The organism is Actinosynnema sp. NPDC002837, assembly GCF_040295345.1.
Classification (GTDB): domain Bacteria; phylum Actinomycetota; class Actinomycetes; order Mycobacteriales; family Pseudonocardiaceae; genus Actinosynnema.
In genome coordinates this window covers 1-16,804 of record NZ_JBEOVG010000138.1, presented here as the reverse complement: position 1 = coordinate 16,804, position 16,804 = coordinate 1, and the positions used below count along the sequence as shown (strand labels likewise).

Genomic DNA, 16,804 nt, shown 5'->3' with positions numbered 1-16,804 from the left:
GACGGCCGCGACCGCGCGGCCGTCCCCGGCTCGTTCCGGTGGCGGCCTCGGCCAGGGCCGGGAACGACCGCGCGGCCGCCCCCGGCTCATTGCGGTGCGGGCCTCCGCCGGGACCGGGAGCTTCAGCCGATGCCGAGGGTCTCCGCCACGGGGCGCCGCGGGTCGTACGCGGGCCAGCCCGGGTCCCCGGTGCCGGCGAACGCGACCCAGGCGTCGTGCACCCGGGCCGCGAGGCCGGGCGGGACGGGGTCGGGGCCGAGCAGGCCCGTGTCACCGTGCAGCCAGGGCTCGTCGGCGACGTCGAAGACGAACGGCAGCTCGACGGTGTGGGCGGCGCCGAGTCGTCCGTCCAAGGCCGTCGAGCGGTACCCGAACGAGTAGACGTGGGTGCGGCCACCCGAGAGCCGGGCGTGGGCTTGCGCCAGGCGGGCCGTGCCGGCCCCGAACAGCGCCTCCCCGAGCACCGCGGAGCGCAGCTCGCCCGGTGTCGCGTCGGGCAGCGCCGTGCGGTGCGCGGCGACCTTGGACTCCGGGTCCGCGTACACCCTGGCGGCGAGGGCGAGCACGTCCGCCGTCGTGGAGGACTCCAGGTCGCCCCGCGGCACGAGGTAGAGGCGCCCCTCCTCGGTGTTCGCGCCGATCAGCAGGTCGACGTCGCCGGCCGGGCCGTCGGTGAGGCCGTCGGCCGGCTGGACGGCGAGGACCAGGCTGAACGGGCTGAGGCCGACCAGCGGGTCCGTCGCGGCGCCGGTGCACAGGTCGAGGCCGGCCAGCGCGGGCAGGACCTCCAGGAAGCGCTCGTCCGGGATCGCGGCGAACGCTTCGGCGGTCGGCTCGACGCCCAGCGCCGTGGCGGCTGCCGCGGTGACCCGTCGCGCCTGCTCCGGGGTGAAGGCGCCGGTGCCGCTGCCGCTCTGGACGATCGCCCGCCGGAACAGGCCCTTGGCCTCCGGGGTGGCGAGCAGCGCTCCGACGAGCGTGCCTCCCGCGGACTGGCCGAAGACCGTGACGTTGTCCGGGTCGCCGCCGAACGCGCTGATCGCGGCGCGCACCCAGCCGAGCGCGGCGAGCACGTCGAGCAGCCCGCGGTTGGCCGGAGCGCCTTCCAGGTCGAGGAAACCGGGGACGCCGACGCGGTAGTTCACCGTCACGAGGACGACGCCGTCGCGGGCGAACGCGCGGCCGTCGTAGAGCGCGGCACGCGTCGAGCCGGTGACGAATCCGCCGCCGTGCACGAAGACCATGACGGGGCGCTTGCCGCCGTCGGCGGCGGGCGTGCGGACGTCGACGGTCAGGTACTCCTCGCCACGCACCCAACCCGGCCCGAAGTAGGGGGACAGGTCGAGCCGGCCGAAGTCGCGGACCGGTTGCGGAGCCGTGGGCGACGGTCGGGTGCCGTCGCGGACGCCGGACCAGCCCGGGTGCGGCGCGGGCGGTGCGAAGCGGCCGGCGCCGATCGGCGCCGCCGCGTAGGGGATGGCGCGGTAGAACTCGCCGGAGTCGTCGCGGACGCCGCGCACGGCGCCCGCCGGGGTCGCGACGACCGGGTCTGCGTGCTGGGTCACGGGAAGCGCTTCCTTTCGGGGGGTTCAGGAGAGGCGGGAGAAGGCCGCCCACTCCTTGATCGCGAACTTCGACCCGTCGCGCTCGACCCGCGCGGCGCCGTGGCCGCCGAAGTGCGCGGGGAAGACGAGCGCGTGGTGCTCGGCGGCGTGGCCGAGCAGCTTGTGCCGGGTGGCCCGGGACTCGGCCGGGTCCTCGCAGAAGCAGGAGTTGATCCTGGGCTCCGCGATCTGCAGCGCGGTGTGCACCAGGTCCCCGACGAACAGGGCCCGATCGCCGCGGGACTCCAAGGCGAGCACGGACGAGCCGGGGGTGTGCCCTGGTGCGAGGTCGAGCCGCAGGTTCCCGTCGATCCGGTACGACCCCTCCCACAGCCGGGTCAGGCCGGCCTCGTGGACCGGGGTGACGCTGTCCTCGAAGACGTTCTGGTTCCCGCGGCCCAGCACGGACCTGTGCTCGTTGGCCGGGTCCCAGAACTCGAAGTCCCGCCGCGTCATCAGGTAGGTGGCGTTCGGGAACGTCGGCACCCAGTCACGGCCGTCGAGCCTGGTGTTCCAGCCGACGTGGTCGACGTGCAGGTGCGTGTTGACCACGATGTCGACGTCCTCGGGGCGCACGCCGGCGGCGGCGAGGTGGTCGAGGTAGCCCGTGTCCAGCCGACTCCAGACCGGCGAGTACGGCCGGTCCTTGTGGTTGCCCACGCCGGTGTCGACGAGGATCGTGCGCCCCTCGCTGCGCAGCAGCCAGGACTGGGCCGCCGTGTGGCACTCGTCCGTCTCGGGGTCCCAGAAGTCGGGCGCCAGCCAGTCGCGGTGCTCGTCCCACGAGCCGTCGGGACTGTCCGGGAAGAACTCGCCCGGCGTCAGGCCGACCGGGCCGTAGAACTCCTTGATGCGGGTGACGGTGACGTCGCCGAGGGTGATCTCCTCGGGGTGCTGCTCCATGTGCGTCCATCCTCGATCCAGTGTGTATGGCCGAACAGGACCGAGCCTGGACACGCGGACGGGCACGAACCACTCCCGCGTTGTCCTACCCCTCGCAGGGTGTGGTCGGGGTCCCGCCGTGCCCCGGATACTGGGCGCATGGACGCACCTGGCCCACTCGGCGACTTCCTGCGGGCCAGACGGGCTCGGCTGCGACCGGAGGACGTCGGTCTGCGCGACCTCGGGCCCCGCAGGCGGGTCGCCGGCCTCCGGCGCGAGGAACTGGCCCAGCTGGCGGGCGTCAGCGTCTCGTACTACACGAGGTTGGAGCAGGGCTTGTCCCGCGGCGCCTCGGCCGAGGTGCTCGACGCGATCGCCCGCGCCCTGCTGCTCGACGACCACGAGCGCGAGCACCTCGACCGGCTCGCCGGGGCCGCCCGCCGCACGCCCCGCGCGCGCCGCCCCCGACCCGAGAAGCTCGCCGACGAGACGCGCGACCTGCTGCGCGCCGTGGACGGCGTCCCGGCGCTGGTGCTCGGCCGGCGTGCGGACGTGCTGGCGTGGAACGCCCTCGGGCACGCCCTGCTGGCCGGCCACCTGGACTTCCACGGCCCGGACGACCTGGCGGCGCGGCCGAACATGACCCGGCTGCTGTTCCTGGACCCGCACTGCCGGGAGCTGTACGCGGACTGGAAGCGCAAGGCCCACGCGGTGGTCGGCAACCTGCGGATCACCGTCGGCAAGCACCCGCAGGACCCGCTGCTCGCGGAGCTGATCGGTGAGCTGACGATGAAGAGCCGTGAGTTCGTCGCGCTCTGGGCCGACCACCGGGTGGCGCCCTGCGACGCCGCGACGTACGACCTGCACCACCCCGTCGTCGGCGCCTTGACGGTGACCCAGCAGACGCTGTCGATCGCCCGCTCGCCGGACCAGGTGCTGGTCGTGTGCACGACCTCCGGCGGCTCGTCCTCCGAGGAGGCCCTGGCACTGCTCCGCCAGACGAGCGGCCGACCCGGGCAGACCCCCCGTGCGGGCGACCGGCCGATCGCGGCCATCCGGGGTGCCTGACCGCGACGGGGTGGGGGGCGCTAAGAAAATTTCTCGCCAACGAGAGAACGTTGACCCGGACGTGCCTGGTGGGTCACCATGGCTGACGGAAGGCGTTCTTCTGGGAGCGCTCCCGGTCCGCAACACTGTCGTTCTGGATCGAGAACATTTCGGCCAGGGTGGCGGCGTGATCCAAGGAGGATCTGTCCGTGCGCACTCATCTTCAACGTCGTCGACGGGCGGCGGTCGCGGCGGCTCTGGCACTGGTCGCCGCCGCGCTGGCACCGTCCGCCGCGCAGGCGGCCCCCGACGCCGGCCCCTCGGTCAAGGTCAACCAGGTGGCCTACGTGCCGGGCCTGCCGAAGCAGGCCACGGTGGTCAACGGCTCGGGCTCGCCGGTGGCCTGGGCGCTGCGCAACGCCTCCGGGGTGACGGTGGCGTCGGGGCAGACCAGCGTGCGCGGCGCGGACCCGTTGTCGGGTGACCACGTGCACATCGCCGACTTCTCGTCCTTCGACACCCCCGGCGCCGGCTACGTGCTGTCGGTGGCGGGCGCGAACAGCAACCCGTTCGACATCTCGGCCGACCCGCTCAAGCGCCTGCGCTACGACGCCCTGGCGTTCTTCTACCACCAGCGCAGCGGCACCCCGATCCAGGCCGAGTACGTCGGCTCGCGGTACGCGCGGCCCGCCGGGCACCTCAACGTCGCCCCGAACACGGGTGACGACGGCGTGCCGTGCCGGGTGTCGTGCGGCTACACCTCCGACGTGCGGGGTGGCTGGTACGACGCGGGCGACCACGGCAAGTACGGCGTGAACACCGGGATCGCCGCCTGGCAGCTGATCAACGAGTACGAGCGCACCCTGCACGTGGCCGACGCGGACCGCGCGGCCCTCGGCGACGGGAAGCTCGCGATCCCCGAACGCGGCAACGGCGTGCCCGACATCCTCGACGAGGCCCGGTGGGGCGTCGAGTTCCTGATGAAGATGCAGGTGCCGCCGGGGCGGGCGGACGCGGGCATGGTGCGGCACAAGGTCAGCGACGAGAACTGGACCGCCTTGCCGACGCGCCCCGACCAGGACGCGCAGCCGCGACTGCTCTCCGCCGTGACGACCGCCGCCACGCTCAACCTCGCCGCCGTGGCCGCGCAGGCCGCACGGGTGTGGCGCGACATCGACGCCGACTTCGCCTCCCGCGCCCTGACCGCCGCGCAGCGTGCCTACACCGCGGCCAAGGCCAACCCCGCCCGCTACGCCGATCCCAACGACGGCAACGGTGGCGGCACGTACGTCGACAACAACGTGACCGACGAGTTCTTCTGGGCCGCCGCGGAGCTGTTCACCACCACCGGTTCCAGCGCTTACCGCGGCGACGTGACCGGGTCGTCGTTGTTCCGCGGCAAGGGGTTCGACCAGGGCGGGTTCGACTGGTGGTGGACCTCGGGGCTGGGCGACACGACGTTGGCGCTGGTGCCCAACGGCCTGTCGGCCTCGGACGTGTCGGCCACCCGCGCGGCGTTCGCCTCCTACGGCGACCGGCTGCTCGACCAGGCGTCGTCCCAGGGCTACCCGGCGCCGGCGAGCGGCTACTACTGGGGCTCCAACGGCGTGGTCGCCAACGCGGCGAACGTGCTGGCGCTGGCGCACGACTTCACCGGCCAGGCCGAGTACCGCACGGGCGTCTACCGGACGTTGGACTACCTGTTCGGGCGCAACCCGTTCAACCACTCCTACGTGACCGGCTACGGCGAGCGCGCCACCCGCAACTCCCACCACCGGTTCTGGGCCAACCAGCTGGACCCGTCGCTGCCCATCCCGCCGGCCGGGTTGCTCGCCGGCGGCCCCAACGCCGACCTGCAGGACCCGGTCGCCCAGGCGCAGTTGGTGGGCTGCAAGCCCCAGAAGTGCTACCTGGACGACATCAACGCCTGGTCGGTCAACGAGGTCGCGCTGAACTGGAACTCCGCGCTGGCGTGGCTGTCGGCGTGGGCGGCGGAGAAGGCGGGGCCCGGTTCGCCCGCGGACACGACCGCCCCCAGCACGCCGTCCGGCCTGACCGCGACCGCCTCGGGCGGCTCGGTGTCCCTGTCGTGGGGCGCGTCGACCGACGACGTCGGCGTGACCGGCTACGACGTCCTGCGCGCCACCGGCTCGTCCGGCACGTTCACGCAGGTCGCCACGGCGCCCGGCACGACGCACACCGACAGCGGCCTGGGCGCGGGCACCTACCGGTACCAGGTGCGGGCGCGGGACGCGGCGGGCAACACGTCGGCCGTGTCGTCGTCGGTCTCGGTGACCGTGCCGGGCGGCGGGGCCGGCTGCACGGTCGTCGCCACGACGCAGACCCAGTGGGGCACCGGCTACGTCGTGCAACCGGTGCGGATCACCAACACCGGGACGTCGACGATCACGTGGGCGGTGGCGTTCACCCTGCCGTCCGGGCACTCGATCACCGGGTCGTGGAACGCGGCGGTGACCACCAGCGGCCAGGCCGTGACCGCGCGGGCCACCCGCTCGCTGGCGCCGGGGGCGACGGCCGAGTTCGGGTTCCAGGCCGCGCGCCCGGACGGCAGCACCGCGCTGCCCTCGGGCTACACCTGCACCGGCTGATCCCGCGTCACGACGGCGGCGCGGTGCTGCCCCGGACGACCAGCTTCGTCGGCAGCTCGACGCGGTCGTTGTCCGGCTCACCGCCCGCCGCCAGGGTCAGCAGCATCCCGGCGGCCTCCGCGCCCATCCGCCGCAACGGCTGCCGCACGGTGGTCAGCGGGGGATCGGACCACTGGGTGAACGCCAGGTCGTCGAAGCCGACCACGCTCAGGTCGTGCGGGATGCGCAGCCCCGCTTCGCGCGCGGCGTCGTAGACGCCCAGGGCCTGCAGGTCGTTGGCGGCGAAGACGGCGGTGGGCCGGTCGGGCAGCCGCAGCAGCTCGCGCGCGGCGTCCCGGCCGCCGTCGTGGTAGAGCGGCGCGGTCCGGACGAGCTTGCGGTCCTGCGGCACGCCGGCCGCGTCGAGGGCCGCGCGGTAGCCGTCCAGGCGGGCGCGGCAGCACAGGAACTCCGACGGGCCGTTGACCATGGCGATGCGGCGGTGGCCGAGGCCGACCAGGTGGCGGGTCGCGACCAGGCCGCCGTTCCAGTTCGTCGCGCCCACCGACGGGATCGAGTGGGTCGGCTCACCGGTGGGGTCCAGGGCGACCAGCGGGATGGCGCGGCTGCCGAGCTGGGCCAACTGGGCCTCGCTGAACTCGGCGGAGACCGCGATGACGCCGACCGGACGGCGGGCCAGCATCTGCCGCGCCCAGGCGCTCTCCGGCGTGTGGCCGCCCTGCATCTCCGTCAGCGTCACCGCCAGGCCGTGCGGGCGGACCGCCTCCTCCACCCCGCGGATGATCTCCAACGCCCACAGGCTGTCCAAGGACTGGAAGACCACCTCGACGATCGGGACCGCCTCGGTCTTCTCGTTCTTCTGGAAGCCGTGCTCGCGGATCAGCTCCTCGATGCGCCTGCGCGTCCCGTCGGACACCCCCGGCCGCCCGTGGATCACCTTCGACACGGTCGAGGCGGACACCCCGGCCAGGTCCGCGATCCGGGAAACCCGCACCTCACCGCCCCCGCGCCCATCCACAGCCACGAGCGGCAGCCTACGCGAAACGGCGCAGTCGACCGATCTTGACCCGACACCCCGCGCGCGGCGTGACCGGTATGGGTGGCAGGCTGAGCCGACTCGAGGGCGCGGGTTGGGTCGAGAGCTTCTGGGAGACCTCTAGGCGGTCCGACCGCGGGCCGCGCCGCCGCTTCTACCGGCTCACCGCCGACGGCGCCGACGCCGCGCGGGCCCTGTTGCTCGAACGTCGGGGTGCGTCGCGCCGGCGCGGCGCGGTATCGGCGGCTGGTCGAAAGGTGGACGCCGGTCCTCTGGCACGTCGCGCGGGGCCGCGGGCTCCCGGTCGAGAGGGCCGAGGAGGTCGTGCGTGCGGGCCGCCGACGAGCCTTCCGGATTGAACGTTCAACAGGGACGTGGCGGTCCGTCGTGCCCCCGTCAGGCGCTGCCGCCGCGCACCAGTTCGGTGGGCAGGAGGAGACCGGGTTCGCCGTCGTGCCCGTGCTCGACCTGGCGCAGGCAGCGGGCGATCAGTTCGCGGGAGATGCGCTCGACGGGGATGCGGGCGCTGGTGAGGGTCGGTTCGGTCACCAGGCCGACGGCGCCGCCGTCGAAGCCCGTGATCGCCACGTCGGCGCCGACCCGCAGCCCCAGGGAGTGCGCGACGCTGAGGACGACCGCGGCCACGGCGTCGCTGCCCGTCACGATGGCGCTCGGCGGGTTCTTGCCGGTGAGCAGTTGGTGCGCACGCCGGCGGACGCCCTGGTCGGGACCGCGGAAGACCGACGCCTTGGGCACGCGCAGGCCGTGGTGGGACAGGCGCTGGAGGAAGCCGTCGAGGCGTTCGGCCTTCCAGTACTGGTCGCCGTCGGTGCCGAGGTAGGCGAACCGCTGGTGGCCCTCGGCGACGAGCAGGTCCACCACCGCGCGCATGCCCGCCACGTTGTCCACGTCCACCCAGTGCTGCGGCAGGTCGGGGGAGAGGCGGCCGAAGGAGGCGAAGGGGATGTCGCTGTCGGCCAGGAAGCGGGCCCGCTCGTCCCGCACGCTGGACTCGGACAGGACCACCGCGTCCACCGCGTGCCGGGCGACGAGGTCCTTGAACACGCCGAGGGGGTCGTCGCGGTGGTGGGTGAAGACGAGCACCTGGTGGTCGACGTCGGCGCCGGCCTTCACCAGGGCGAGCAGGAAGTGCAGGGTGAAGCCCTGCGCCCGGTCCAGCTGCTCGCCGAAGATGTGGTAGCCGATCTGCATCGTCCGCCGTGAGCGCAGGGTCTGCGCGGCGCGGTTGGGCTGGTAGCCCAGTGCCCGCATGGCGCTGGTGACCTTCTCGTGGGTCGCGGCGGAGTAGTACTCGTCGCGTCCGTTGAGGACGTTGGACACGGTCTGCCTGGACACGCCCGCGGCGGCGGCCACGTCCACGATGCCGACGCGCCGCCTTCCCTGGTCCGCACCGTCTCTGGGCACCGGGGTCCACCTCCTCGTACCGGGACATCATTCACCCCGGGTGACCACGTCGTCGCATTGAACGTTCAATGTTGCGCACTCGTTACCACCGCCACCGTTGACCCGCCGAGATCGTGCTGACATCTTCCATGGAACGTTCAATGTGACGAGCGCTTCACCGCCTGGAGGTCGTGTGTCCACCGCACCACCGGTCATCGCGCCGGCCGTCGACGGCGTCGGCCGGATCGTCCACTTGCGAGCCGACGGCGTGAGCTTGGTGCTGCACCACAAGGACTCCGGGCTGCCGCAGGTCCTGCACTGGGGCGCCGACCTCGGCCCCGACGCCGGTCTGGAGGCGTTGGCGTCGACGAGCGTGCCCGCGGTGGTGCCCAACGCCACCGACACGCCGGGCGCCGTGGCGGTGGTGCCGGAGCACGCGACCGCGTGGCCGGGGCTGCCCGGCCTGCGGGGCCACCGGGAGGGGCGTGACTGGTCGCCGCTGTTCACCGTCGAACGGGTCGTCGAGGACGGTGGCTCGTGCCTGGTCCGGGCCGTCGACGCGGCGGCCGGTCTCGCCCTGGACCTGGAGGTCGGGCTCACCCCCGCGGGGCTGGTGCGCCTGCGCGCCACCGTGCGCAACACCGGTGACACGGCCTACACCCTCGCCGGGTTGGTGCTCGCGCTGCCCCTGCCGCGTCGTGCCACCGAACTGCTCGACCTCACCGGGCGCTGGGGCCGGGAACGCACGCCCCAGCGCAGGCCGTTCGGCGTGGAGGCGCACGTGCGGGACAGCCGGCGCGGTCGGACCGGGTCGGACGCCACGCTGGTCCTGGTGGCGGGTGAGAGCGGCTTCGGCTTCCGACGGGGGCAGGTGTGGGGCGTGCACGTCGCGTGGAGCGGCAACCACCGCACCTACGCCGAGCGGGTGCCCACCGGCGAGGCCGTGATCGGAGGCGGCGAGCTGCTGCTGGAGGGCGAGGTGCGGCTGGAGCCGGGGGAGACCTACACGACCCCCGAGGTGTTCGGCTCCTGCGGCGACGGGTTGGACGAGCTGTCGGCCCGCTTCCACCGCCACCTGCGGTCGAGGCCCCACCACCCGCGGGGGCCGCGGCGCGTGGTGCTCAACACCTGGGAGGCGGTGTACTTCGACCACGACCTGGAGCGGCTGCGCGACCTGGCCGACCGGGGCGCGGAGTTGGGCGCGGAGCTGTTCGTGCTGGACGACGGCTGGTTCCGCAACCGGCGTGACGACACCGCCGGCCTGGGCGACTGGCACGTCGACGAGCGGGTCTGGCCCGACGGCCTGCACCCGCTGGTCGACCACGTCCGCTCACGGGGCATGGAGTTCGGCCTGTGGGTGGAGCCGGAGATGGTCAGCGCCGACTCCGACCTGCTGCGCGAGCACCCGGACTGGATCCTGTCGACCGGTGGTCGTCGCCCGCCGCTGATGCGCGGCCAGTACGTGCTCGACCTGACCCGGCCGGAGGTGCGGGACCACCTGCTGGAGCGCCTCGACGCGCTGGTCACCGAGTACCGGATCGCCTACCTCAAGTGGGACCACAACCGCGACCTGGTCGACGCGGGCGACTCGCGCACCGGCCGCGCCGCCGTGCACGCCCAGACGTCGGCGGTCTACGGCCTGCTCGACGAGCTGCGCCGCCGCCACCCCGGCCTGGAGGTCGAGTCCTGTTCCTCCGGCGGGTCGCGGGTGGACCTGGGCATCCTGGAGCGCGCCGACCGGGTGTGGGCCAGCGACTGCATCGACGCGTTGGACCGGCAGGGCATCCAGCGCTGGACGGGCCTGCTGCTGCCGCCCGAGCTCATCGGCGCGCACGTCGGCGCCGCCCGGTCGCACACCACCGGGCGCAGGCACGACCTGTCCTTCCGGGCCGTCACCGCGCTGTTCGGCCACCTGGGCATCGAGTGGGACCTCGCCGCCGCCGACCCGGCGGACCTGGCCGGGCTGGCGCGCTGGGTGGCGTTCTACAAGGAGGTCCGCGGCTGGTCGCACCGCGGCCGGGTGGTGCGGTCGGACTCGCCGGACCCGGCGATCCTGGTGCACGGCGTGGTGTCCGAGGACGACGTGCAGGCGCTGTTCGCCGTGGTCGCGGTGGCCTCGGGGACGACGACGTCGCCGGGGCGGGTGACGCTGCCCGGCTTGCCGCCCGACGCGCGGTTCACCGTGCGCCCGGTCGACCACGCCGGCCTGCCGCCGTCCACGTCCCTGGTCGCAGTCCCGTGGCTGGCCACCGGCACCTGCCTGTCCGGGCGGGAACTGGCCGAGGTGGGCGTCCAGATCCCGCCGCTGCACCCCGAGCAGGCCCTGCTGCTGCACCTGGAGCGGGAGGAGGGCGCATGACCGCCGCACGCCGCGGCGACCTGCGGGTGGCCCTGCTCTTCCTGCTGCCGGCGGGTTTCGGGTTCGTGCTGTTCTACGCCTGGCCGGCGCTGCAGACGTTCTACCTGAGCTTCACCGACTACAGCCTGCTGGCCGCGCCGAACTGGGTGGGCGCGCAGAACTACCGCGACGCCCTCGGCGACGCCAGGTTCGGCAACGCGCTGCTGGTCACCGTCGAGTACGTCGTGATCAACATCGGCGTGCAGACCGTCGTGGCGCTGCTCGTCGCGGTCCTGATGCACCGGCTGACCAAGTCGTCCTTCGTCCGGGGCCTGCTGTTGCTGCCCTACCTGATCGCCAACGTCGTGGTGGCGCTGGTCTGGTACAACATGCTCGACGCCCAGCTGGGCATCGTGAACGCGGTGCTGTCGTGGGTCGGGATCGACCCGGTGGCGTTCTTCGGCGAGACCTCCACGGCCATCCCGACCATCGCGCTGGTCAACGTGTGGCGGCACCTGGGCTACACGGCACTGCTGATCTTCGCCGGGCTCCAGGCCATCCCCAGGTCGGTGTACGAGGCCGCGGCGATCGACGGCGCGTCGGAGTGGCGGATCTTCCGCGGCGTCACGCTGCCGCTGCTGCGGCCGGTGCTGGCCATGGTGCTGGTGCTGACCGTCGTCGGGTCGTTCCAGATCTTCGACACCGTCGCGGTCACCACGCGCGGCGGCCCGGTCGACGCCACCCGCGTCATCTACTTCTACATCTACGAGAAGGCGTTCCAGCAGTTCGACTTCGGCTACGCCGCGGCGCTCTCGGTCGTGTTGTTCGCCATCCTCGCGGGCTTGGCGGTGGCGCAGCTGCGCCTGCTGCGCGCGGGCAGCTCGGACCTGGACTGAAGGGAGCCCGCGATGACCACAATCGGTACGGGGTGGCGCAAGGCGCTCGGCTGGGCGGTGTTGGCGCTGCTGGTGCTGATCACGCTGTTCCCGTTCTACTGGATGCTGCGCGTCTCCCTGTCGGACAACCGGGCGTTGGCGGCCGACGCCGACTCGCTGCTGCCCGCCGGGTTGACGCTGGGCGCGTTCGAGCGCGTGCTCGGCCTGGCGTCGCTGGAGGAGGCCCGCGCCCAGGGCGGGTCCGGCGCGTCGATCGACTTCGGGCGCTTCCTGCTGAACTCGGTGCTCACCTCGACGCTCATCACCGCCGGGCAGGTGCTGTTCAGCTCGATGGCCGCCTACGCCTTCGCGCGGCTGCGCTGGCCCGGGCGCGACGCGGTGTTCTTCGTCTTCCTCACCGCGCTGATGATCCCGCCGATCTTCACCGCGCTGCCCAACTTCGTGCTGATGCGCGACCTCAAGCTGCTCAACACCTACGCCGCGATCGTGCTGCCGTTCTTCTTCATGACGCCGTTCGCGGTGTTCTTCATGCGCCAGTTCATGCTGGGCATCAGCCGCGAGGTCGAGGAGGCGGCGCGCATCGACGGCGCCGGGCACCCGAGGATCTTCTTCCGGATCATCCTGCCGATGAGCCGGGCCCCGTTGGCGACGCTGGCGCTGCTGGCCTACGTCACCGCGTGGAACGAGTACTTCTGGCCGCTGCTGGTCGGCCAGGGTGAGGGCGTGCGCGTCCTCACGGTGGCGCTGGGCGTGTTCCGCTCCCAGACCCCGCAGGGCAGTCCCGACTGGGCCGGCCTCATGGCCGCCACCCTGCTCGCGGCGCTGCCGGTCATCGCGCTGTTCGCCGCCTTCGGTCGGCGGATCGTCGACTCCATCCAGTTCTCCGGCATCAAGTAGCCGTCCGGACGCGGGTGGGACAAAGGAGTTTTCACCGTGCACAACAAGTTGTCCAAGCCGGCCGCCCTGGCCGCCGCCGTCTCGTTGGCGCTCGCCGGCTGCGCCGGGGCGCCGGGCGGCGGCAGCGGCTCCGACGAGATCACCTACTGGCTGTGGGACGCCAACCAGCTGCCCGCCTACCAGGCGTGCGCCACGTCCTTCCAGCAGGCCAACCCCGGCACCACCGTGAAGGTCGAGCAGTTCGGCTGGGCCGACTACTGGAACAAGCTGACCACCGACCTCGTCGCGGGCACCGCCCCGGACGTGTTCACCAACCACCTCAACTACTTCCCGACCTACGCGGGGAAGAACCAGCTGCTCCCGCTCGACGAGTTCGTCGCACGCGACGCAGTGCCCACCGACGTCTACCCCAACGACCTGGCCGACCTGTGGACCACCCAGGACGGCAAGCGGTACGGCCTGCCCAAGGACTTCGACACCGTCGCGCTGTTCTACAACAAGAAGATGCTCGCCGAGGCGGGCGTCGCCGAGTCCGACCTGGCGAACCTCACCTGGAACCCCCAGGACGGCGGCACCTACGAGAAGCTGATCGCCCGGCTCACCGTCGACGCCAACGGCGTGCGCGGCGACCAGCCCGGCTTCGACAAGTCCAAGGTGGCCGTGCACGGCCTGGGCCTGGACGAGAACAACGGCGCCGGGGTCGGCCAGCAGATGTGGAGCGCGTACGCGCTGAGCACCGGCTGGACCTACACCGACAAGAACCCGTGGGGCAGTCGCTTCAACTACGACGACCCCCGCTTCCAGCAGACCATGGGCTGGTTCCGGAGCCTGATCGACAAGGGCTACATGCCCAGCCTGGCCGTCGCCCGCTCGGGCACCAGCGTCAACGACGGCTTCGGCGCGGGCAAGTACGCGCTGAGCACCAACGGCTCCTGGATGATCAACAGCTACTTCGGCTACGACGGCGTCGAGGTCGGCGTCGCACCCACCCCGACCGGCCCGTCCGGCAAGCGCGCCACCATCTTCAACGGCCTGGCCGATTCCATCTACACCGGCACCGACAACCGCGAGGGCGCCTGGAAGTGGGTCAAGCACCTCGCCTCCGCCGAGTGCCAGAAGTCGGTGGGCGAGAAGGCGGTGGTGTTCCCCGCCCTGCCCGAGGCCCTCGCCGTGGCCGAGAAGTCGTTCGCCGCCAAGGGCGTGGACATCACCGCCTTCACCAAGCCCCTCGCCGAGGGCTCCACCCACCTGTTCCCGATCACCGACCACGCCCCGGAGATCTCCGCCGTCATGGGGCCCGCCATCGACGCCGTGCTGTCGTCCCAAGCCGACCCCGGCTCGTTGACCCAGGCCAACGAGCAGGTCAACGCCCTCTTCCGGTAGACAACGACCACCCTGGAGCACCGATGCGACAACGACCGGCAAGATCCCGGACCACCATCGGCGCGGTGACCGCCGCGCTGGTGCTGGCCACCCTGTCCCCGATCCCCGGCTCACCGACCGCCGCCGCCCAGCCCGCGCCCACGGCCGAGACCCTGCGCGTGGACCTCGCCGCCTCCACCGGGGCGTTCCGCGGCGGCGCCACCGGCATCCTCTACGGCCTGGGCGACCCCGGCGTGCCCTCCCACGACCTCATCGCCGGCATGAAGCCGCGCAGCGTCGCCCAGAAGCCCCCGGACGGCGAACAGCACCCCAACGGCGACGCGCTCGTCGTGGCCGACGACCTCTTCGCCTCCGGCGGCGCGGACGTCTACATCAACTCGCAGGACATCTACAGCGCCTGGCCCTACCAGGACCTGGGCATCGACGACTACATCGCCCGGCTGCGGCCCCAGCTGGAGAAGGTCGCCGCACGCCCGGACCGCGACCGGTTCGTGTGGACGATCTTCAACGAGCCCGACTGGATCTGGTACGGCGACTGGGCCACCAAGAAGGACAAGTTCCTCGCCGACTGGACGAAGGTCTACCGGACCGTCAAGTCCGTGCTGCCCGACGCGCGCATCGACGGACCGGGCGAGGCCGGCTACAACCCGGGCCGGCTGCGCGACTTCCTCGCCTACGCCAAGGCGAACGACGTCCTGCCGGACATCATCACCTGGCACGAGCTCAGCCCGGACTCGCTCAACCACTACCGCGCCCACCACGAGGACTACCGAGCCATCGAGAAGTCCCTGGGCATCGATCCCCTCCCGATCAACATCACCGAGTACGCCAACCGCCGCGACACCTCCGTGCCCGGTCAGATGATCCAGTGGATCACCATGCTGGAGGACACCAAGGTCGAGGGGCAGATGGCGTACTGGACGCTCGCCGGCAACCTCAGCGACCACGCCGTGCGCACGTCCCGCGCCAACGGCGGCTGGTGGCTGACCAAGTGGTACGCCGACCTGTCCGGCGACACCGTCCGCGTCACCCCTCCCCGGCCCAGCACCCGGGACACCCTCCAGGGCCTGGCCACCCTCGACCGCGCCGACGCCAAGGCCACCGTCCTGCTCGGCGGCACCGCCAACCCGGTCGACGTCGCCGTCACCGGCCTGGACCGCAAGACCTTCGGCGGGCACGTGGACGTGCGCGTGTCCAAGACCAGCTGGTCCGGCTACGAGGGCGACGCCGGGCAGCCACCGGTGGTGGCCGCCGCACGCGTGCGGGTCTCCGACGGCGGGATCACCGTCAAGGTGCCCGGCGGCGACCCCCTGGCCGCCTACCAGGTGATCGTCACCCCGGCCGGGCTCGCCTCCGCCCCGGTCGCGAACGCGCCGTGGACCGCGAGCCACGAAGCCGAATCCGGCCTGGTGGAGAACGCCGCCGTGGTCAACCAGGCCGATCCGTCGGGCTGGCGCTACACCACGTCAGGCGGCAAGGACGTCGGCTACATGAACAACGCCGGCTCCCGCGTCACGGTCGACGTCGACGTGCCGCGCACCGGGACCTACCGGCTCGGCGTGCTGTACGGCACCGGCGGGTTCGTCGGCAGGCAGGCGCTCTACGTCGACGACGCCCACCGCGCCACCCTCACCTTCCCGGCCACGCTGAACTGGCAGTACCGCGGCCGGCTCGACACGCCGGTCCAGCTCACCGCCGGTCGCCACCGCCTGTCCCTGCGCACCAGCGACCCGACGGGCTTCCTCGGCAGGCCCGCCGACGTCGCGCTGGACCGCATCGACCTCACCGAGATCACCGGCCCGGAGACGAGCACCTACCAGCTGACCGACTCGCGCCGCACCGGCGGCTCGGTCGACCGCGGGGTCCGGGCGCTGCGCGCCCTCGTGCCCGACGCCGTGGTGCTGGGGCCGGGTGACACCGTGACCACCTACGTCTCGGCCGCGGAGGACGGCTACTACGGGCTGTCCACCACGTGGTTCGGCGCCGGCCGCAGCGCCCTGGGCCTGACCCTGTCCGACCGCCGGGTCGAGGGCGGCGACCTGACCGCCGACCGGGCGGGCGCGTGGACGGGCAGCGTGACCGCGCACCTCAAGGCAGGCGTCACCGAGGTCGTGCTCTCCAACGAGGGCCGCACGCCGCTGGTCCTGGGCACGCTCACCCAGGTCCGCGACACCGCCGCCGACCGGCACGCGGTCCGCGTCGAGGCCGAGGCCGGGCAACTCGGCGGGACGGCGGCGATCACGTCCGGCCCGTGGGCGTCCGGCGGCTCCTACGTCGGGCAACTCGGCAACGGCGGCACGCTGACCGTGCCCCGGCCGGCCGCGGTCCGCAGGGCCGGCCAGTACAACCTGACCGTGGCCTACGCCCAGGCCGAGAAGAACACCGGCCACCCCTACAACACCGACGCGGTCACCAGGTTCCTCGACACCACCGAGGCCGGTGGCGGCACGACCCGTGCGCCCTACCGCCACAACTACACCTGGGACGGGTTCTGGCCGGAGACCTCGCCGCTCGACCTGACCACCGCCGGCGGCGCGCTGACCCTCGGCAACGCCACCGGCGCGGGTCCCAACGTCGACTGGGTCCAACTCGCCCCGCTCGTCGCGGCGAACTCGGTCACCCCTCGGCGCTGACCCCGCGGCGGCGGGGGGGGGGGGGGGGCCGCCCGCGGGCGCCAAAGCCACGCACCGGCGGGCGGGTGGGGAGTC

Annotated in this window: 11 protein-coding genes; 7 read left to right on the top strand and 4 right to left on the bottom strand. The window is 72.8% G+C overall.

All coding sequences use genetic code 11. The annotated features are described in order from the left end of the window. Positions 1-122 precede the first annotated feature (122 nt). Together ABTZ99_RS42665 and ABTZ99_RS42660 are read right to left on the bottom strand one after the other, a co-directional pair. Entirely contained in the window at positions 123-1,565 is a 1,443-nt protein-coding gene (locus tag ABTZ99_RS42665) for a carboxylesterase/lipase family protein (protein ID WP_499618791.1), read from the bottom strand. A gap of 24 nt (positions 1,566-1,589) precedes the next feature. Continuing rightward, entirely contained in the window at positions 1,590-2,507 is a 918-nt protein-coding gene (locus tag ABTZ99_RS42660; RefSeq protein ID WP_499618789.1) for an MBL fold metallo-hydrolase, read from the bottom strand. A gap of 138 nt (positions 2,508-2,645) precedes the next feature. On the opposite strand from ABTZ99_RS42660, the gene ABTZ99_RS42655 reads away from it, so the two are divergent. Together ABTZ99_RS42655 and ABTZ99_RS42650 are read left to right on the top strand one after the other, a co-directional pair. Then, complete coding sequence (locus ABTZ99_RS42655; protein WP_499618787.1) at positions 2,646-3,554, top strand: helix-turn-helix domain-containing protein; 909 nt, start codon at positions 2,646-2,648, stop codon at positions 3,552-3,554. 188 nt (positions 3,555-3,742) lie between these two features. Then, positions 3,743-6,142: a glycoside hydrolase family 9 protein gene (locus tag ABTZ99_RS42650; protein ID WP_499618785.1), complete on the top strand. Its 2,400-nt coding sequence runs from the start codon at positions 3,743-3,745 to the stop codon at positions 6,140-6,142. Positions 6,143-6,149: 7 nt separating this feature from the next. Here ABTZ99_RS42650 and ABTZ99_RS42645 read toward each other — a convergent pair whose 3' ends face one another. Together ABTZ99_RS42645 and ABTZ99_RS42640 are read right to left on the bottom strand one after the other, a co-directional pair. Then, on the bottom strand, positions 6,150-7,166 hold the full coding sequence (locus tag ABTZ99_RS42645) for a LacI family DNA-binding transcriptional regulator (protein ID WP_499618783.1): 1,017 nt from the start codon (positions 7,164-7,166) through the stop codon (positions 6,150-6,152). Positions 7,167-7,574: 408 nt separating this feature from the next. After that, positions 7,575-8,603 (bottom strand): LacI family DNA-binding transcriptional regulator, encoded by a 1,029-nt coding sequence (locus ABTZ99_RS42640; protein WP_499618781.1) that lies wholly within the window; start codon positions 8,601-8,603, stop codon positions 7,575-7,577. A 172-nt stretch (positions 8,604-8,775) separates the two neighbouring features. On the opposite strand from ABTZ99_RS42640, the gene ABTZ99_RS42635 reads away from it, so the two are divergent. From ABTZ99_RS42635 to ABTZ99_RS42615, 5 genes are read left to right on the top strand one after another with little or no spacing between them, the layout of a single operon-like run. Further along, on the top strand, positions 8,776-10,941 hold the full coding sequence (locus ABTZ99_RS42635; RefSeq protein ID WP_499618779.1) for an alpha-galactosidase: 2,166 nt from the start codon (positions 8,776-8,778) through the stop codon (positions 10,939-10,941). Continuing rightward, complete coding sequence (locus ABTZ99_RS42630; protein WP_499618777.1) at positions 10,938-11,816, top strand: carbohydrate ABC transporter permease; 879 nt, start codon at positions 10,938-10,940, stop codon at positions 11,814-11,816. Before ABTZ99_RS42635 ends, ABTZ99_RS42630 begins: the two co-directional genes overlap by 4 nt. 12 nt (positions 11,817-11,828) lie before the next feature. Continuing rightward, positions 11,829-12,713, top strand: coding sequence for a carbohydrate ABC transporter permease (locus ABTZ99_RS42625; RefSeq protein ID WP_498777390.1), 885 nt, complete (start codon positions 11,829-11,831; stop codon positions 12,711-12,713). Positions 12,714-12,749: 36 nt separating this feature from the next. Continuing rightward, on the top strand, positions 12,750-14,096 hold the full coding sequence (locus ABTZ99_RS42620) for an ABC transporter substrate-binding protein (protein WP_498777392.1): 1,347 nt from the start codon (positions 12,750-12,752) through the stop codon (positions 14,094-14,096). A gap of 23 nt (positions 14,097-14,119) precedes the next feature. Beyond that, positions 14,120-16,729 (top strand): hypothetical protein, encoded by a 2,610-nt coding sequence (locus tag ABTZ99_RS42615; protein ID WP_499618774.1) that lies wholly within the window; start codon positions 14,120-14,122, stop codon positions 16,727-16,729. The last annotated feature ends 75 nt before the right edge of the window (positions 16,730-16,804 follow it).